At 63.9% G+C, this 19157-nt stretch carries 16 protein-coding genes; 11 read left to right on the forward strand and 5 right to left on the reverse strand.

What is annotated here, in order from left to right; all coding sequences use genetic code 11:
- Positions 1 to 26: 26 nt before the first annotated feature.
- The 7 genes from N1058_RS07960 to N1058_RS07990 all read left to right on the forward strand — a co-directional run bounded on the left by N1058_RS07960 (position 27) and on the right by N1058_RS07990 (position 9712).
- Positions 27 to 1115: a hypothetical protein gene (locus tag N1058_RS07960; RefSeq protein ID WP_265516969.1), complete on the forward strand. Its 1089-nt coding sequence runs from the start codon at positions 27 to 29 to the stop codon at positions 1113 to 1115.
- A 37-nt stretch (positions 1116 to 1152) separates the two neighbouring features.
- Positions 1153 to 2298, forward strand: coding sequence for a hypothetical protein (locus tag N1058_RS07965; protein WP_265516970.1), 1146 nt, complete (start codon positions 1153 to 1155; stop codon positions 2296 to 2298).
- A gap of 15 nt (positions 2299 to 2313) precedes the next feature.
- Complete coding sequence (locus tag N1058_RS07970; protein ID WP_265516971.1) at positions 2314 to 4218, forward strand: AAA family ATPase; 1905 nt, start codon at positions 2314 to 2316, stop codon at positions 4216 to 4218.
- Positions 4219 to 4270: 52 nt separating this feature from the next.
- Positions 4271 to 5554, forward strand: coding sequence for a DUF6638 family protein (locus tag N1058_RS07975; protein ID WP_265516972.1), 1284 nt, complete (start codon positions 4271 to 4273; stop codon positions 5552 to 5554).
- Between the two features lie 11 nt (positions 5555 to 5565).
- The gene (locus tag N1058_RS07980) at positions 5566 to 6687 is read left to right on the forward strand and encodes a DUF2333 family protein (protein ID WP_265516973.1); all 1122 of its coding nucleotides are present in this window, start codon (positions 5566 to 5568) and stop codon (positions 6685 to 6687) included.
- A 62-nt stretch (positions 6688 to 6749) separates the two neighbouring features.
- Positions 6750 to 7910, forward strand: a complete 1161-nt coding sequence (locus N1058_RS07985; RefSeq protein WP_265516974.1) for an AAA family ATPase — start codon at positions 6750 to 6752, stop codon at positions 7908 to 7910.
- A 122-nt stretch (positions 7911 to 8032) separates the two neighbouring features.
- Positions 8033 to 9712 (forward strand): formate--tetrahydrofolate ligase, encoded by a 1680-nt coding sequence (locus tag N1058_RS07990; RefSeq protein ID WP_265516975.1) that lies wholly within the window; start codon positions 8033 to 8035, stop codon positions 9710 to 9712.
- 43 nt (positions 9713 to 9755) lie between these two features.
- On the opposite strand, the gene rnk is transcribed toward N1058_RS07990, so the two are convergent.
- Complete coding sequence (gene rnk / locus N1058_RS07995) at positions 9756 to 10154, reverse strand: nucleoside diphosphate kinase regulator (protein WP_265516976.1); 399 nt, start codon at positions 10152 to 10154, stop codon at positions 9756 to 9758.
- A gap of 270 nt (positions 10155 to 10424) precedes the next feature.
- A complete protein-coding gene (locus tag N1058_RS08000) occupies positions 10425 to 11540 on the reverse strand; it encodes a site-2 protease family protein (protein WP_265516977.1) in 1116 nt (371 codons plus the stop codon).
- Positions 11541 to 11638: 98 nt separating this feature from the next.
- Between N1058_RS08000 and N1058_RS08005 the strand changes: the two genes are divergently transcribed.
- The 4 genes from N1058_RS08005 (at position 11639) to N1058_RS08020 (ending at position 16908) form a co-directional block, all read left to right on the forward strand.
- Positions 11639 to 12367: a phosphatase PAP2 family protein gene (locus N1058_RS08005; RefSeq protein ID WP_265516978.1), complete on the forward strand. Its 729-nt coding sequence runs from the start codon at positions 11639 to 11641 to the stop codon at positions 12365 to 12367.
- 233 nt (positions 12368 to 12600) lie between these two features.
- Positions 12601 to 14790 (forward strand): anthranilate synthase, encoded by a 2190-nt coding sequence (locus N1058_RS08010; RefSeq protein ID WP_265516979.1) that lies wholly within the window; start codon positions 12601 to 12603, stop codon positions 14788 to 14790.
- A gap of 55 nt (positions 14791 to 14845) precedes the next feature.
- Positions 14846 to 15727 carry a cation diffusion facilitator family transporter gene (locus tag N1058_RS08015; RefSeq protein WP_265517157.1) on the forward strand — a complete coding sequence of 294 codons (882 nt, stop codon included), beginning with the start codon at positions 14846 to 14848 and terminating at the stop codon, positions 15725 to 15727.
- A 71-nt stretch (positions 15728 to 15798) separates the two neighbouring features.
- Positions 15799 to 16908 carry an AbrB family transcriptional regulator gene (locus tag N1058_RS08020; protein ID WP_265516980.1) on the forward strand — a complete coding sequence of 370 codons (1110 nt, stop codon included), beginning with the start codon at positions 15799 to 15801 and terminating at the stop codon, positions 16906 to 16908.
- Here N1058_RS08020 and N1058_RS08025 read toward each other — a convergent pair.
- The 3 genes from N1058_RS08025 to N1058_RS08035 all read right to left on the reverse strand — a co-directional run bounded on the left by N1058_RS08025 (position 16892) and on the right by N1058_RS08035 (position 19153).
- Entirely contained in the window at positions 16892 to 17293 is a 402-nt protein-coding gene (locus N1058_RS08025; RefSeq protein WP_265516981.1) for a GFA family protein, read from the reverse strand. The genes N1058_RS08020 and N1058_RS08025 overlap by 17 nt on opposite strands.
- A 29-nt stretch (positions 17294 to 17322) precedes the next feature.
- Entirely contained in the window at positions 17323 to 17733 is a 411-nt protein-coding gene (locus N1058_RS08030; protein ID WP_265516982.1) for a YciI family protein, read from the reverse strand.
- 115 nt (positions 17734 to 17848) lie between these two features.
- Positions 17849 to 19153 (reverse strand): serine hydrolase domain-containing protein, encoded by a 1305-nt coding sequence (locus tag N1058_RS08035; protein WP_265516983.1) that lies wholly within the window; start codon positions 19151 to 19153, stop codon positions 17849 to 17851.
- Between the last annotated feature and the right edge of the window lie 4 nt (positions 19154 to 19157).

A 19157-nucleotide genomic window follows, 5' to 3' on the forward strand; every position in this document is an offset into this window, starting at 1 on the left:
ACTTGCCGCCCCTCCAGGAGAACCGCATGGCCACGCTGCAGAATTTCGACGCCGAGATCGCGAAGACGGAATCGGTCGTCAATGAAATGCGCTCCCGGATGGAGCAGTCGACGACGGTGCTGGAAAAGCTGGCGCAGAGCGACCAGACCATCGGCCAGGCGGATTTCGACATCGAGAATGCCCGCATCCAGGACGTGCTCAAGCAGCAGAAGGTGATGGAGGCCAATATCGCCGACCTCATCATCGGCCTCGAGGACGCCACCAACGTCTTCGGCGCCGAGTTCGAGAGCATGAAGAGCTATTCGGGCTGGGAAAACTTCATCGGCATCTTTTCCAAGCAGCGCAAGCAGCGCATGCGCACCGAGCGCGTGCGCAACATGTCGCTGGCAGGCAATCTGCAGGAGCTGCTGGCGAAATCCGACACGATCACCGGCATCCTCAAGGAACAGAAGCAGGTTCTGGAAAGCCGCTATGCCACATCCGAGGCGAGCCTTGCCAAGGTGATCGAGCGGCGCAAGACGGCCATGGACAAGCTCGAGGCAACGCAAAAGCGCATCGAGGAGCTCAACCCCATGCTTCTCGACATCGAGAACAGGATCTCAGCCTCGACCAGCCAGAAGGACCGTACCCAGCTCGAAGGCGAGCGCTCCAAACTGGCCACCGAATACAATGAAGCGCAGGCGAAGGAGCAGGAGCTTCTGGCCGAGAGCCAGACGCTGGAGCGCTATACCTCGATGTTCCAGACCTTCGTGGATTCGCTCAACAATCAGATCGCCGCGCAATCGACCCTCATCAACAAGCTGACCATCGATACCGAGCAGCGCATCGTGCTCTACAAGGCGCTGGAGGATTCGCTGAAGACGGCGGCCCAGCAGGACGTCGCCCACCGCATCAACACGCTGGGCAGCCAGGTCGACAACACCGCCGAGGAAACGATGGCCGGCATCGGCGCGGCGGCCCAGCGCCATATCGGCGATCTTCTGGAACTGCACGAGAAGAACATGGTGACGACCGCCGACATCCAGCGCCGCAAGAAGCTGGCCGACGATGCTTTCGCGCGCCGGTTCGACGACGTGATGAAGAAGCACGACGCGGCGAACTACGTCAGGCAGTGATGGTAACGGGAACGCACGGGGGCGCGGGAATAGCTCCATGAGCACCAACGAAGCCGCCAGCCGCTATTTCGATGCCATTGCCGCGGCGCTCGACGGTCTTGGCGCCTATCTCGCCGACAGCCGGGCCTCGCCCTATCGGCGCAACGACCTCGTGGCCGAAACCGTCATGCCCTATATCGCGCGGCTGGAGCATTCCTTCCGGGCGTGGAAGAACCGGCTGGGTTTTCTCGAAAGCTTCCGCATCCAGCGTGCCGAAAGCGGCTATCCGCTGTTTCAAAACGTGCTCGAACTGGAGAACGACCGGCGTGAGGCTGACAAGCGTCTGGCATCGATCGCCGAGCCTCAGACGCTGCGCGAGGAGATGGTCGACTTCATCCTGCGCCACCGCGCCTTTCCGGGCGAATTGCAGCGCGCCATGGCCGAGCGGCTGTATCTTGAGGATGTGCGCGAAGGCCGCGTGTTCTCGCCGCTCGTCCTGCCGGAAACCGTGCGCGTTTCGGTGAACCCGAAAACGAAAAGACCCTACTACATCGTCCACTGGGGCGCGTTCGACGGGGCGGCCAATCTGCCACTGGTCTATATGGCCGCGGTCGAGGATTCGTCGGAAAACATGACGGCCTCGCTGGTCGCCGGCGAGGGCCGGCTCAACGAGGATGTCGAGATCCCGCTGCCGGTCGGCGGCCTGCTCAATCCGGACCTTGCCCACCGTTTCGACGATTTCGCGGAAAAGAACTCGTCCTATTCGCTCTCGCCCGCCACCATCGCCACCAATCTCGACCGCGATTTCGACACGCTGCACCCCAAGCAGCTGCGCCGCGTCGTGCTAGGGCCGTTCTATACGGCCGGCATCACCGCGCACAATTCGACCGTCTCCGAGGTGCTGGCAAAAGTGCACCGGCAGGACAATGCCTGGCTTTTGACCTGGACCGTGCAGGAGGTCTATTCGAAGGCCGAGCAGCCGGGCAGGAAGGGGCTCTGGTCCAGTCAGCCGCCGCGCGAGGAGTTCCATCTGGAGACCGACGATCTGGAAGCTGCCCGCATGGGTGTCAGCGCCTATGAAAAGCACGCGCTGGTGCCGCACGAAGCCTACCAGGCGCTCTATGCCAGCGGCGAGGCGGGCAGGATATTCGACGGCTACAAGGTCCATGTCGTTTCGGCCGGCGGGGTGATCACGGATGTTTAAGCACGGAGGCGCCCCATGGATACCGGCCTGACGCTGATCGACGAGAAGGACGTTGAAAAGCACCGCGCCACCGCGCAATCGCTGGTGACGCGCGTCGTCGTGATGGAAGACGATGGCGGGCGGTCCAAGATGGCGCTCGCCGGCACGGGCCGCCGCTTCGTCTCGACCGTCTCCACGGGCTCTGTCCGCAGAACGCGTGAGGTCGAGCTTGCCCGCACCATCGCGGCGGTGCGGGCCGATGATCCGATGCTGTCCATCGCCCAGCACACGCTGCTCTACCGCGCGCGGCGCGGCCTTGCGGTGGCGCTGGCGGTCGCCGACAATTTTGCCCGCGCGAGCGAACTGGAATCGCTGCAGGCCAGGAATGCGCGCGCGCCGCTGGAAGGCGACGCCGCGCAAACCTACAAGACGCTGCTGTCGGCCTCGGCCTATGTCGCGGCCTTCGCCTTCGCCGCCTATCTCACGCAGATGCTGGAGACCGACGCCGAGCCCGCCAACGACCTCCAGGAGCCCGATTTCCTGTTCGACACGCCGCAGGATGCGCTGAAATCGCTGGTTGCCGGGCTCGACGCGGCGATTGCCGGCGCGCCGGACGAACAGGCGATGATCGCGCGCGCCAAGGCGCTGGCGCGGGTGGCCATAGAAGGGCTTCTTCAGCGCAAGAGCCGCTTTTCGGGCCTCGGCGCCTTCGAGGACGCGCATATGCGCCTCGAGGCCGACGATTTCACGCTGGACGGCTTCGACGTGGCGCCCGGGAAAAAACGCAAGCCGCTGGCGATGAGCTTCAAGAAGCCGAACGAGATCATCGGCAACCACATCGCCAAGTATCAGGCCATGAAGCTCGCCAAGATGCTGATGGCCTATGATTTCGAACGCCAGCTCAACCCCTTCGAGGAGTTGGGCGGCTTTCTCTTCACCTTTATCGGCGACGGTGCGCCGGGCACCGGCAAGACCATCCTCATCCAGATGACGGCCGGACTCCTCAACGATTACTGCCAGGTGGCGGGCGTGCCGTTCCACTACGAGAATTTCGGCGTCGATCAGATCTCGTCCTACCAGGGCAAGTCCGGCCAGAACTGCAAGCAGTTCGTGGAAAACGTGCTCAGCCCGCGCGCCATCGGTTTCGGCACGATCGACGACATCGACCAGGTGGCCGCCAAGCGCTCGAACGACAGAGCCTCGGCCGGCCAGCAGGAAGTCACCGGCGTGCTGATGGAAAGCTTCGCCGGCGCCACGACCGTGGTGCGCGGCAATTGCACCTTCGGCATGTTCTCCAACCATCCCGAGAATGTCGACGACGCGTTGCGCCAGCGTGCGGGCGCGCGCTGGCTGGTCGACGGTCCGCAGACGCTGGAAGACTATATCGACATCTTCGCGCTGCTGGCCGGCAAGAACCACAACATCCCGCTGGGCGACCATGACCTTTATGCCACGCAGGAGATCAAGCGGGCAGTGGAGACCGCCTATGAAGCGCATTCGAAGCCGCAGGAGGAGGGGCTGCAGCGCGTCTATGAGCGCTTCCTGAACGATGTCGGAGAGCCCAGGACCCTGGCCGATATCGGCGCCTATCTGCACATGATCAAGCAGGCCGAGCCCCGCTTCACCGGCCGCGCGATCCGCAACATCACCGACGCCGTCAAGATGCGCGCCATGGATATCGAGCTGCCCGACCATTGGTTCGAGGCGCCCGACGTCTTCATGCGCAAATCCTACGACGATAAGAAGTCCATGATCGCCGAGCTGCGCCGGCCCTTCACCATGGCGATGGTGATGCAGGAGATCAACCGCTACGCGGATTCGGAATTCCGCTACGCCGACCGCGCCGACGAGACGGCGGTGAACAATCTGGTGCGTGATCAGCGGCTCAGGGAAAGAGCGATGCGGGAGATAGAGGCGATGAAGGAGGCCGGAAGGTGGTAGCTCGTGCGCGTCGAAATCTGGGTCCCAACCCAGCACTTCCCGTTCCGCTCCCATGAACCGCCTCTACGAAAACGAGCTCATCTATGGCCGCCTCCTCACCGTCGAGGAGCCGCATCTGATCGCGCGATACAACAAGGCGCTCGGCGCCTTCGGCCTCGCGCCGATCAAGCTTCGATCCTTCGACATCGACCGCACCGGCTTTTCGCCGCAAATCGCCGAGGAACTGGGCGACGAGCACTATCTCGACCCCAATCAGGTCAACCGCCGCTTCATCATCCTCACGCCTTCGCAGATCGACCTGCCGGTGGTGCACACCGCCTTTTCCAATACGTCCGAGCTCGTCTACGAGTTCATGAGCAAGAATGCGCGGTCGATCAACGCGATCACCATCAGGGACGTGATCTATGGCGAGATCGAAGAGCATGTCGCCCGGGTCGAGGATATCGAGGATCTGCTGTCGATCGGGCAGGTCGAGTTCAAGGTTCTTTCGGCGGAGGACCTTCTGGGCAAGGCCGCCGAACTCGGCCGGCTTTCCGACCGGTTGAAGCAGGAGCCCGACGCGTGGCGCGACGATGCGCTCTTGAAGCGCATGGTGGAACTGGCGAAGGAGACGGGCGATATCCGCGACAACGCGCTGGTGCCCGATCAGGTGATCTTCCGGCACGATGCCTACTGGACCAGCCATTTCGGCGGGGTCTACGTGTTTGCCGACCGCGATACGACGACGGTGATCGCCGACCGTAACGCGCCCGGCTTCCGCCGCTCGCGCCCCTGGCAGGTCAGCTATCTGTCGCTGGACGACAAGGAGCGCATCTACCGGTTCCTGGCCGAGACGGGCCGCATCGAGCTGCCCCGCGCTTCCTGGGTCGAGCGATCCGGCTTCCTCGATCACCGCGCCACGCTGGCGCTTGCCGATCTCATCCGGCGAACCGAGCCGGAGCGGGACTTTTCGAAGGCCGATCAGGTCTGGCTGCAAACCTGGATGCACCGGCACGCGGACCGGGTGAACCGCGATGGCCGTTATCCCTTCTTCAATGCGGCGCTGCGCGAAATCCGACAGCTCGGCCAGTTGAAAATGGCCGAGCTTTCGCCGGCGCAGCGGCTGATGGTGGTGCGGGCCAACCCCGCGCATGCGGACGCATGGCTGGTGAACCGGCTTCTCTCGGACTACGCGCCCTTCGATTTCCTCATGCGCTTCGTCTTCAACAAGCAGGGTTTTTACCGTGATTACGAAACCTATCCCGAGCCGTGGCGCGCCCATGTTGTGAATACGCTCAAAACCTCCTATCTCAAGGACAAGCGGGCGCTGCGCCGGCGTCTTTTCGGGCTGGATTGAGGGGTGGTGCCGTGCTTGAGCCGATCGTGAATTTCTTCGCCCGCATTTTCCTGTGGATCGGCCGTGGTATCGGCTATGTTGTCGCCTGGCTCGCCTGGCCGTTCATGGCGGCTGCCCGGTGGTATCGCCGGCGGGGGTGGATATTGCAGCTGGCTGTGGGCTCGATCGTCCTGCTTTTCGTCGGGCTCTACGCCTATTTCTTCTGGCAGAGCCAGGTATGGACTAATTTCAACCCGGACTATGTGCAGGCCTACAACCTGGAAAGCCGCACGGTTTCGGCCGGCGAGCAGGTGGCGGCCACCGAGGGCGGCGAAACGCGCACCTGCGGGCGCTCGGCCATTGCCGAGGTGGCGGCGGACCTCACGGATTTCAACGTCAATGAGAACGCATGGATATCCTCCATGCTGCTCTACAAGACCGGCTTCTTCTTCATCGATTGGGACGACACGCCGTTCTTCGACAACAAGGCCTCCTTCCAGCGCGGCGTGAACCAGACGGTGCGCCGCACGGCAGTGGAGCTGGTCGACGCGCTCGGGCGCGTGCGCGGGACGTCGCAGATCGACAATGACCTGCAGAAGGCGCGCGAGAGCATCCAGTTTTCAGAAAACGCGTGGTATTTCGGCCTCGACCCGTTCGGCCCCAAGATCCCCACGCCGGGCTTTTATCGCACGACGATCGAAAGCCTGCGCCGCTTCAATGACCGGCTAGAAAGGTGCGAAGCCGTGTTCGACGCCCGCGCCGACAATCTCATCCAGTTCCTGGACCGCATCGCTAACGATATCGGCTCCACATCCGCGATCCTGCGCGAGCGGTCGGAAAACTACAATAGCGGCTGGTTCGACACCCGCGCCGACGACCGGTTCTGGTTCGCCTATGGCCAGCTCTACGGCTATTACGGGCTTCTGCACGCCGCGCGGGCCGATTTCGAGGATGTGGTAAACCAGCGCTCGCTGGGTTCGCTGTGGGACACCACCGAGAGCCAGCTTCGCGCCGCCCTCAACATCACGCCCTTCATCGTCTCCAACGGCCGCGAGGCAGGCTGGATCATGCCGACGCACCTCGCCACCATGGGCTTCTACATCCTGCGGGTGCGCTCCAATCTTGTGGAGCTTCGACAAGTACTGGACCGCTGAGGCTTTTTCTGGCGATCGTTCAGGGTAGGAGTGCGCTTGACGCGGGGGCGCGGGAGATCGAGATGATTCTTACCCTGGCCGTTTCCGGCTACCGCTCCTTGCGCGAACTCGTCCTGCCGCTCGGAAGGCTCAACGTCGTCTCCGGCGCCAATGGAAGCGGCAAGTCGAGCCTCTACAGGGCAATCCGGCTTCTGGCCGAGACCGCCCAGGGCGGTGTGGTCGGCGCGCTTGCCAGGGAAGGCGGGCTGAACTCCACGCTATGGGCCGGACCAGAGCAGTTTTCGGCCGCCATGAAGCGTGGCGAGCAGCCGGTTCAGGGCACGGTGCGGAGGAACCCCGTGAGCCTGAAGCTCGGCTTCGCCGACGAAGACTACGGCTACGCGATCGATCTCGGGCTTCTCGCGGACGATCTGACCAGCGCCTTCGCGCGAGACCCGGCGATCAAGGCCGAAGCAGTCTGGGCCGGTGAGAGCCTGGGGCGCAGCAATGCATTCGCCGAACGAGGGCGAGGCCACGTCTCCATCCGTGACGAGGTCGGCGCGCGCAGAAGCGTCCTGACCGACCTTGCCTCCTACGACAGCATGATGACGCATGCGGCCGACCCCCGGGCGGCGCCCGAACTGCTTTACCTGCGCGAGCGCATGCGGGCCTGGCGCTTCTACGATCATTTTCGTACCGATCCGGAAGCGGCCGCCCGTCGCCCGCAGATCGGCACGCGGACGCCGGTCCTGGCGTCGGACGGTTCCGATCTGGCGGCGGCGCTGCGCACGATCATGGAAATTGGCGCGCCGGAGGAGCTCGAAGAAGCGATCGATGACGCTTTTCCCGGCAGCCGCGTCGAAGTCTCCATCGACAATGGGCCGTTCGAGGTGCTCATGCGTCAGCCCGGTCTGCTGCGCCCGCTGCGGGCGGCCGAGTTTTCCGACGGGACCTTGCGTTACCTGCTCCTCGTCGCCGCGCTCCTGTCGCCGAGGCCGTCTTCTCTTCTCGTTCTCAATGAGCCGGAAACGAGCCTGCATCCAACCTTGATCAAGCCGCTCGGCCGGCTGATCGCGCAGGCGGCAGACCGTTCCCAGGTGATCGTCATCACCCACTCCGCCGTTCTGGCCGATGCCCTTGAAGAGATGGAAGGCGCCGTGGCATTTACCCTTGCCAAGGAACTGGGCGAGACGGTTGTGCTGGAAGACCATCCCCGTCCGCCCTGGGTTTGGCCGTCGCGTTAGGCACTTGCTGTCGCAATCGTCGCAGCCCATGCCTTTTTCGGAACTGCGGCCAGCCGCGCGCGAGAGGTTTAATCCCGGCCGAGAAACCGGGGTGAAGCCCGGTACGAAGAGGGAAAGCAACGATGGCTGAAGTCAAATCCGATATCGAGATCGCGCGGGCGGCAAGCAAGAAGCCGATCCTGGAGGTCGGCGAAAAGCTCGGCATTCCGGCCGAGCATCTTTTACCCTTCGGTCATGACAAGGCCAAGGTTTCCGCGGAGTTCATCGCGTCGGTGAAAGGCCGGGAGAACGGCAAGCTCATTCTCGTCACCGCCATCAACCCGACACCGGCGGGCGAAGGCAAGACGACGACGACGGTGGGTCTCGGCGACGGGCTCAACCGCATCGGCAAGAAGGCTGCCATCTGCATCCGCGAAGCCTCGCTCGGCCCCTGCTTTGGCATGAAGGGTGGCGCGGCGGGCGGCGGCTATGCGCAGGTGGTGCCGATGGAGGACATCAACCTTCATTTCACGGGCGATTTCCATGCCATCACCTCCGCCCACAATCTGCTTTCCGCGCTGATCGACAACCATATCTACTGGGGCAACGATCTCGGCATCGACACGCGCCGCGTCGCCTGGCGAAGGGTGATGGACATGAACGACCGCGCCCTGCGCGAGATCGTTTGTTCGCTGGGCGGCGTCGCCAACGGTTTTCCGCGCCAGGGCGGATTCGACATCACCGTCGCCTCCGAAGTGATGGCGATCCTGTGCCTGGCGTTGGACCTCAAGGATCTCGAAAAGCGGCTGGGTGACATCATCATCGGTTATCGCCGCGACAAGAGCCCCGTCTATGCGCGGGATCTCAAGGCCGACGGTGCGATGGCCGTTCTGCTGAAGGATGCACTCCAGCCCAACCTCGTGCAGACGCTGGAAAACAACCCGGCCTTCGTGCATGGCGGCCCCTTCGCCAATATCGCCCATGGCTGCAACTCGGTCATGGCCACGACAACGGCATTGAAGCTGGCGGACTACGTGGTGACCGAGGCCGGCTTCGGCGCCGATCTGGGGGCCGAGAAGTTCTTCGACATCAAATGCCGCAAGGCGGGGCTGAAACCTGCCGCCGCCGTCATCGTCGCCACGGTCCGGGCGCTGAAAATGAATGGTGGCGTCAAGAAGGAGGATCTGGGAACCGAGAATGTCGGGGCGGTCAAAAAGGGTTGTGCCAATCTCGGGCGGCATATCGAAAACGTGAAGCAGTTCGGCGTGCCCGCGGTCGTTGCCATCAACCATTTCCATTCCGATACGCAAGCCGAGATCGAAGCTGTCAAAGCCTATGTGGCGGCGCAGGGCGAGGAAGCGGTCCTATGCCGCCATTGGGCCGAAGGCTCCGCCGGCTCCGAGGAACTGGCGCACAAGGTGGTGGCGCTGGCCGAGGGCGGCGCGTCGCAGTTCGCGCCGCTTTATGGCGACGACATGCCGCTGTTCGAGAAGATTGACACTATCGTGCGGCGTATCTATCGCGGTTCGGAGGCCATCGCAGACAAATCCGTGCGTGGCCAGCTTCACCAGTGGGAGCAGCAGGGCTACGGCCATCTGCCGGTCTGCATGGCCAAGACCCAGTATTCCTTTTCCACCGACCCAAGCCTGCGCGGCGCGCCCATTGATCATGTCGTGCCGGTGCGCGAAGTCCGGTTGTCGGCGGGCGCAGGCTTCATTGTGGCGATCTGCGGCGAGATCATGACCATGCCGGGCCTGCCGCGCACGCCGTCGGCGGAGCAGATTTTCCTGAACGACCAAGGCTATATCGAGGGGCTCTTCTGAGAGTCCAACCACCTGGTTTTCGCCTGGGTTCTAACCGGCGGTGTCATTCATCCTCGCGGATATCGATCACCGTCAGCCGGTGTACCTTGCCGTTGCGGGCTTCCCAGTCGATGGATTGGCCAACGGACAGGCCGAGGAGGGCGGTGCCGAAGGGCGTGGTGACGGAGATGCGGCCGGCCTCGATGTCGGCTTCGCCGGGATAGACCAGCGTCACCGTCGTTTCCTCGCCGCCATCGGCTGTATAGGTCAGCGTCGTGCCCATGCGCACGACCGTTTTCGGCAATGCGGAATCCTTGACGACGCGCGCCCGCTCAAGCTCTGCCACCATCGTTTCGGCCAATAATGGGTCACGGCTTTCGAGTGCATCGGCCAGACCGAGAATCCGGTCATGATCCGTTTGTGAAATCGTTATGCGGGGCTTGCGTCCTGTCTTATTTGCCATTGCCTTCTCCACGCGGCATCGCGACCGCGTGCCGTTCGCCAATACGGGTTAATGGGGAGCGCCTGTGAGTTGCCGCCGTTCAGCCTGAAACCGTTCTGGCCTGGCGACTGCACGCCCCCTCGGCTCGGAGGCGCGGCACCGAACCGGGGGTCAGTATCCCGCTATAGGACACACCCTGAAACTACCCAAAATGGTGCGTATGCGCATGTTCATAAGTCCAAGGTGGGACGCGCGGGGGGCGTTGTCAAGCTGGAGAAGCGGTATATCGTTTCATCGCGCGGGCCGTCGCAGCCGGCTGAAGCGGAAGCCTCCCGGCATGGCAGAGCGCACCATCATCATCTCGCCGATGGTTTCATGCGTAAGCAGGCCGGCGAGCCGGCCTTCGCTGTCCAGGACGGCGACCGCGGGCGCGCCGGTCGACTGCATCAGGCGGAACCCCTCCGTCAGGCTCTGGCGCCGATGGATGGTCGGCAGACCCGTCCGCATGGCCGTGACTACGGGACTGTCCGGGCCTGTTTCCCTGAGAGCCGCGATCATGTCGTTGCGGGTCAGCAACCCTTCCATCCGGCCGTCGGCATCGACGATGGGGAACTCGTTCTGGGTGGTGGCCAACAAGCGTTCTATGGCGTCGCCGATCGTGGCCGAGCGGTCGAGCGCGGCGAATTCCGTCACCATCACGTCGCCGGTCAGGACGCTGTTGGAGATGTCGCGTATCTGCGCGTTCTGCGCTTCCGCAGCGGCTGCCAGATAGACGAAGATGGCGATGAAGATCAGCAGCGGATTGTAGAGCAGCCCCAGGAAACCGAACAGGAATGCCAGCCCCTGGCCGATATTGGCGGCGATCTGGGTGGCGCGCGGCCAGCTCATGCGGGTGGCAAGTGCGGCCCGCAGCACACGTCCGCCGTCCATCGGGAAGGCGGGAATCATGTTGAACAGCACGAGGAAAACGTTGACGCCAGCCAGCCGGACGAGGAAGTCCGCGCGTGGATTTTCGACCTGCATCATCTGCTCGATGCCCGCTGTGCCGCCGAGCGCAATGAAGATCAGCCCCGCGATAATGACATTCACCAGCGGTCCGGCGATGGCGATAATGAACTCCTGGCCGGGCTCCTCGGGCATGCGCTCAAGCCGCGCCAGTCCGCCGATCGGCAGCAGGGTGATGTCCGGCGTCTTTATGCCGAAGCGCCTTGCCGCGAGCGCGTGGCCGAATTCATGCAGCACCACGCACGCAAAGATGGCCAGCACGAAGGCAACGCCTTCCCAGGCCGCCGCCGCGCCGCCTATCTGGTAGTGCATGAACCATATCCATACCAGAAGCAGGAAAAAGGTCACATGTATGCGGATAACGGTGCCGGCGATGCTGCCGAGGCTGAATGACCAGGTCATGAGGGCTCCACGGTCCTTGGTATTGTCCCCTTAATGTAGGAGACATTTTTCCAACCGACACTATTACTGATGACCGTGTTCAAGCGAAGGAGCTTTCGTTGCAGGAAAGATCGTTCACGGCCCAGATGCTTTCAGGGCTGGCCAAAGGTGCCCGAAAGGGCCGCGAGCAGGCGCTGCCGGTCGCGCTTTTCGCCATGTTTGCGCTGGGCGTCTATGCCTTCATGGCAATCGCCGACGAGATGGCGGAAGGTGAGGTCCGGGAAATGGACCGAACGCTGTTTCTGATGATGCGCGAGCCCGGCAACCCCACCCAGCCCCTGGGTCCGCCCTGGGTGCAGGAGATGGCGCTGGAGATCACCGCCATCGGCGGATATTCGCTGATTATCCTCACACTCGCTGCCGTGGTGGGGCTATTCCTCGTGACCCGGCGCTATGGCCCGGCGCTCTATGCCGTGCTCTCGGTGGGCTCGGGCGCGCTGCTGTCGTCCACACTCAAGGGATATTTCGACCGTCCGCGCCCCGACCTCGTTGATCACCTCGACGCGGTGCATACGGCCAGCTTTCCCAGCGGTCACGCGCTGGTCACCACCGTTGCCTATCTCACGCTGGCGGCCCTCGTCATCCAGTTCTTCGAAGATCGCCGGGTGCGGACATATGTGCTTGTGGTGGCCGTCTTCGTGGCGGGGATCGTCGGCATCAGCCGCGTATATCTCGGCGTCCACTGGCCGAGCGACGTTGCCGCCGGCTGGGCGCTGGGAGCCGCGTGGGCGGCGCTGTCCTGGCTGGTGATGCACGTTCTGCGGCGCTGGCGCGCGTCTTCCGGGTGAAACGCCGCGTCCAGCAGCTTCCACCCGCGAACGCCGAAAGGGCTTGCCGCCTTGCTGATTGCCCGCTATTGAATCCCCGATGATGATTGTCGCGAACGCAAACCTGTGGTGGTGGGCCCGCTCATAGCGGCCGGCGCCACATTTGTGCGTGACTGATGGATTGGCCGCAGGTGAAAACCGGGCGGCCATTTTCGTTTGCGGGCCTCCCGGCGGCCGGGAAACGGGAGCAGAAAATGGTTCTGGAAGTTCTGGAAGACGGCGGCGAGCGATTTACCACCGCGGGCGGCATCGCCATCACCAGGCGGCGTAGCGACACCGCCTATGAGGGCGCGATCGACACCTATATCGATGCGCTGGATTCGCGCAGGGGGGCGGTGTTCTCGTCCAATTACGAGTATCCCGGTCGCTATACTCGGTGGGATACGGCGATCGTCGATCCGCCGCTGGTCATCTCCGCGCGTGGCCGCGCCGTAAAGATCGAGGCGCTCAACGAGCGCGGCAAGGTGCTGGTTGGCGCCATCGCTCCCGTGGTCGATGCGCTTGCGGACGTCTCGGTCACTGCGCGCTCCCCTGTCAGGATCGAGCTTGCCGTGGCGGAGCCGGCGGAGATTTTGTCGGAGGAGGAGCGCTCCCGCGTTCCTTCCGTCTTCACCGTCTTGAGGGCGGTGACGGCGCTCTTCCATACGGAACAGGACGGCAATCTCGGCCTTTACGGCGCATTCGGCTACGATCTCGCCTTTCAGTTCGATCCCGTCACGCTGAAGCTGGCGCGGCCGCAAAGCCAGCGCGACCTCGTGCTCTATTTGCCGGACGAGATCCTTGTGGTCGACCACCACGCGGCCAGGGCATGGCACGACCGCTACGACTATGCCGGGGAGGGTTTCGATACGGCGGGCCTGCCGCGCGGCGGGGGGGAAGAGCCCTACAAGGCGGCCGACCGCGTGCCGCCGCGCGCCGACCATGAGCCGGGCGAATATGCAAGGCTGGTGGAAAAGGCCAAGGAGAGCTTCCTGCGCGGCGACCTTTTCGAGGTGGTGCCGGGCCAGATGTTCCTGGAGCGCTGCCAGAACGCGCCCTCGGCGATCTCGCGCAAACTGAAGAAGATCAACCCGTCCCCCTATTCCTTCTTCATCAATCTCGGCGAGCGGGAATATCTCGTCGGCGCCTCGCCGGAAATGTTCGTGCGCGTCTCGGGCCGGCGCGTGGAGACCTGTCCCATTTCCGGCACGATCAAGCGCGGCGACGATGCGATCTCGGATTCGGAGCAGATATTGAAGCTGCTCAATTCAAAGAAGGACGAGTCCGAGCTGACCATGTGCTCGGACGTCGACCGCAACGACAAGAGCCGGGTTTGCGAGCCGGGCTCGGTGCGCGTCATCGGCCGGCGCCAGATCGAGATGTATTCGCGGCTGATTCATACGGTCGATCATATCGAGGGACGGCTGCGCGAGGGCATGGACGCCTTCGATGCCTTCTTGTCGCACGCCTGGGCCGTCACGGTCACCGGCGCGCCCAAACTGTGGGCCATGCGCTTCATCGAGGAAAACGAGAAGAGCCCGCGCGCCTGGTATGGTGGGGCGGTCGGCATGGTGCATTTCAACGGTGACATGAACACCGGCCTGACGCTGCGCACCATCCGCATCAAGGACGGCGTCGCGGAAGTGCGTGCCGGTGCCACGTTGCTCTACGATTCCGACCCCGAGGAAGAGGAAGCCGAGACGGAACTGAAAGCCTCGGCGATGATTTCGGCTATTCGGGACGCGGGAAAATCGAACATGGCGGACGAAACACGCGAGGCGGCGAAGGTGGGCGAGGGGGTACGCATCCTCCTCGTCGATCACGAAGATTCCTTCGTGCATACGCTGGCAAATTATTTCCGGCAGACGGGCGCGACGGTGACGACGGTGCGCACGCCCGTCGCCGAAGCGGTCTTCGACCGGGTCGATCCGGACCTGGTGGTGCTGTCGCCGGGGCCGGGCAATCCGGAGGACTTCGACTGCGCGGCCACCATCGGCAAGGCGCGGGCGCGCAGCCTGCCGATCTTCGGCGTGTGCCTTGGCCTGCAGGCGCTGGTACAGGCCTATGGCGGCGAACTGCGGCATCTGCGCGAGCCTATGCACGGCAAGCCCTCGCGCATCCGCGTGGGCGGCAACAGCCTGGTCTTTTCGGGCCTGCCCAACGAGGTGACGGTGGGCCGCTATCATTCCATCTTCGCCGATCCGTCGCGGCTACCGGATGCATTTGTGGTGACGGCGGAGACGGAGGACGGCGTGGTGATGGGCATCGAGCATGAAAGCGAGCCGGTGGCGGCAGTGCAATTCCATCCCGAATCGATCATGACACTGGGTCAGAATGCCGGCATGCGCATGATTGAGAACGTCGTGGCGCATCTGCCGAAAAAGGCGAAGGTCAAGGCGGCCTGACAGGCAGGTCTTGACTGCCGGTCCCGGACCGGAAGTGACGGAGAACTTCACGCTCATGGCTTCCAGCGCAAGGGTTCGCCGGCTGTCGTTCTGGTCCATCATCATCGGCGCTGGAATCCTGCTCCTCAAATTCGCGGCCTGGTGGATCACCGGGTCGGTCGCGCTGTTCTCGGACGCGATGGAATCCATAGTCAACGTGGTGGCGGCGGGCGTGGCCTGGTACGCGATCCGCGTTTCGCATATTCCCGCCGATGCCAACCACCCGTTCGGCCATCACAAGGCCGAATATCTGTCGGCGGTTCTGGAAGGCGTGATGATCGCCGTGGCGGCGCTGCTCATCCTTCAGGAGGCGGTGATGGCGTTTTCCTTTCCGCAGCCGCTGCGCGAGCCGGGCATCGGGCTTGCCATCACTGCGCTTGCGGCCGTGGGCAACGGCGCATGGGCATTCGTTCTCGTGCGGGCCGGGCGCGCGGCGCGGTCGCCGGCGCTGGTCGCGGACGGCCGCCATTTGTGGACGGACGTGGTGACCTCGCTCGGCGTCATCGCCGGCCTGCTGCTGGCGCTCGCGACCGGCTGGCTCTGGCTCGACCCGCTGATGGCCGTGGTCGTTGCGTTCAACATCCTCTGGCACGGCTGGCACATGGTCAGCGCCTCGGTGCAGGGGCTGATGGACGTCTCCGTCGAGCCCGGCGACCTCGCCGAGATCGAGCGCACCATTCGCGAGAACTGCGACGGCGCGCTCGAATTCCACGACCTCAAGACCCGCGAAGCGGGACGGGCGCGCTTCATCGAATTCCATCTCGTCGTCCCAGCCGACATGACGGTGGAGCGGTCGCATCACATTTGCGACCGGATCGAGGATGCCTTGGAAGCCGCCGTCGCCGGGGCGCAGGTCACCATTCACGTGGAACCCGACCACAAGGCGAAGAACGGCTAGGAATTCTTTGGAAGCAGACGGTTAGACTGTAAAGATCGCATAGTGATTCAAGCGGACGGATGGCGGCAGGTATGACGGAACCGATCGAACCGATCGCCATCGGACCGCTCACTGCCCGATCCTTGTCCTTTCAATGGCTCTGCCTGGTGGCGATCACGACGCTGTTGACGGCGGCCATGCTGGCGGTGGCGCTGCCAGCCGCATTGCTGATCGGGCCCATGCTGTCGGCGGTCCTCATCGGCGCGCTCGGCGCTGCCGTGCGGGTGCCGACGCTGGTATTCGCCTCGGCGCAGGCGATGGTGGGCCTGGTCGTGGGCAGCGCGCTGGAGCCGGCGGTGCTCGCCTCCTTCGCCGATATCTGGCCGGTGCTCCTGTTGACCGTATTGGCAACGGTGGGTGCGAGCAGCCTCCTCGGCTGGCTTGTCAGCCGCTGGAAGATACTCCCCGGAACGACGGCCGTGTGGGGCTCGGCGCCAGGGGCGGCGACCGCCATGGTCCTGATGGCAGGCGCTTTCGGGGCGGATGCGCGGCTGGTGGCCTTCATGCAGTATCTGCGTGTCATCTTCGTCACCGTGGCGGCCGCGCTGATCGCCCGGCTGTGGGTCGACACGTCCGGCGTCGAGGTTCCGGAACCCGTCTGGTTCGGTCCGGTCGATCCGGCTTCGCTCGGCATCACGCTCGGGATCGGCCTTCTGGGCGCGCTGGCCGGCCGTCTCGTCCGGCTTCCCGCGCCCTATTTCGTCGGCGCGTTCGTTGCCGCTGCGCTCGCCCATAACGGGTTCGGCGTGCCTGTCGATCTGCCGCCCTGGCTCGTGGGGGCGAGCTATGTGGCGGTCGGCTGGACCATCGGCCTCAAATTCGACCGCGCCCTGCTGGCCACCGCCTTCAAGGCGCTGCCCCAGGTGGTGCTTTCCATATTGGCGCTGATGGCCTTTTGCGGCGGGCTTGCGTGGTTCCTCCACTGGGAATGGGGCATCGACCCGCTCACGGCCTATCTGGCCACCAGCCCCGGCGGGATGGATTCCGTCGCCATCATCGCCGCTGCCTCGCAGAACGTGAACATCTCCTTCATTATGGCCTTGCAGATGGCCCGCTTCCTGTTCGTGCTCCTCCTGGGCCCGCCGATCAGCCGCCTCGTGGCGCGGTGGGCCGGCGGAAGGCAGGCTACAGGAAGTTTTTGACGGCGGGTTCGGCTTCCCAGCGGTTGTTGCGGCCGTCCTCGTATTGGACAGGCGCGGCGGCAAGCTCCTCGTCGCTGGCATCGTCGAGACAAGCGACATTCACCGCCACGAACCGGCCGATCGGCTCCACATCACCGCGTCCAAACGGCTTGATGCCGCAGTTCCGGCAGAACAGATGGCGGATCGAATGGCTTGCGAAAGTGTACTCCGTCAGCTCGTCCGCTCCCTCGATCAGCTCAAAGCTCTCGGCGGGAATGACCGCTTTCCAGAAGCGCCCCTTTCGGCAAATCGAGCAGTTGCAGCGGCTCGTTCCTGCACTCAGATCCAGTTCGGCCTTGAACCGCACGCCGCCGCAATGGCAGCTTCCGTGGTAGGTTTTCGTCATGTCTGCGCTCCTTGCGTCCGTTCCTGCATTCACGTCCTTTTCTGCATCTCCTCGAAACCGGCTGCCGCCTTCTTCACGTCCTCCGAATAATCCTCCATCTCCTGTATCCGGCGGATCTCGATGGTCTCGTTGGGAGAGCCCGGACAGCGCTTCGCCCATTCCACCGCCTCTTCCAGCGATCCGACCTCGATAATCCAGTAGCCGCCGACAACCTCCTTGGTTTCCGCGAAGGGACCGTCGGTGACGACGGGCTTGCCTGTGGCGAAGGAAACGCGCGCACCGGTGGACGGCGGGTGCAGCCCATTGAGATCGCGCAGGATGCCGGCCTCCTGGAGGGCCTTGTTGTATTCCATCATCGCCTCGACTGCCTTCGGGTCGAGATCCAACTCCGGGCCGGCCTTCTCGTAGCCAGCGGGTATCATCAGCATCATGAAGCGCATCGTGTTTCTCCTAGTGTCTCTATGGTGTTGTTGGCCGACCCTGGGGCTTTTCCGGGGACGAGGAAAGGGGCGCCATCCGGCAGCGCCCCAATGGATTTTAGAAGATCGGCCGCCATCAACCGATCGCCTCGTAGGCATGGGTCCAGAAATCCAGGAAGGTTTCAGGCGGTTGCGGCGAGGTCATCATGCGCTGGCTGAAGAATATCCCGATGAGGCCGTTCTCCGGGTCCGTATAGGCGGAGGTGCCGTAGCCGCCATCCCAGCCGAACCGGCCGGGGACGAGCCATGGCGCGATCCTTTCCACGGCCACGGACATTCCAAGGCCCCAGCCAGCGCCGCCTTGCGCCATGAAGGGCTCGGCATGCGGGCCGGCCTTCTGCTGCGGGGTAAGCTGGTCGCGGGTCATCTCGGCTACGGTCTCGGCCTTCAGGAACCGGGTGCCGCCGAATTCTCCCCCGTTCAGCATCATGCGGCAGAACGCAAGATAGTCGTCCACCGTCGTGACAAGGCCGCCAGCGCCGGAATCGAGCGGGGGCTGGCTCGTGAAATCGACGCCTTCATCCGGGCCGAACACTTTCAGCGTCCCGTCATTGGCCGCGAAGTCGGGTCCGTATTGGGGCGGCAGCCTGTCGCGCTTTTCGGGCGGAACGTCAAAGCCGGTATCCTTCATTCCAAGCGGATCGAAGAGCCGTTCCCGCATCACATCGCCGAGCCGCTTGCCGGTCGCGCGCTCGATGAGGATGCCGGCCACGTCCAGCCCGTTATTGTAGAGGAACATCTCGCCCGGCTGCGCCGCCAGCGGCATCGAGCCGAGTTTTGCCATATATTCGTCCGACGACATCTTGGGCAGCGCCCAGCCCGGCGCGATGCCCGCCTCCCGCATGGCGGCCTGTATCGGGTACTGTTCGGGAAACACCATTATCGCGCCGAGGCCGAAGGTCATCGTCAGCAGATGGCGCAGCGTGACCGGGCGGTCCGCCGGCACCGTGTCGTCGAGCGGAGCGTCGATGCTCGTCAGCACGCGCCGGTCGGACAGTTCGGGCAGGAGATCGTCGACCGGGGCATCGAGCGCCAGCCGCCCTTCCTCCACCAGCATCATGGCGAGCGCCGCCGTCACCGGCTTGGTGATCGAGGCGACGCGGAATATCGTGTCCCGTGCCATGGGCTTGCCTCCCCCAAGCTCGAAAGTGCCGGCGGTGCCCGTCTCCGTCCGCCCCTTCCGGTGGAGAAGCCAGACGGCGCCGGGCAAGTAGCCGTCGGCCACGTGGGCCCGCATCGTCTTGCCGATGGCTTCATTCGCCGCCGTGATGCCGGCTTCGTTCGCGTGTGCCGTTGGTATCTTCCCCTGGCCGGTGACCCCCAGGGTTAAAAGGGCAGCGCCGGATTGCAGCAGCCTGCGCCTCGTCATGTAATCGGGCATGATC

The sequence above is a fragment of the Nitratireductor luteus genome, assembly GCF_026162365.1.
Lineage (GTDB): Bacteria > Pseudomonadota > Alphaproteobacteria > Rhizobiales > Rhizobiaceae > Chelativorans > Chelativorans luteus.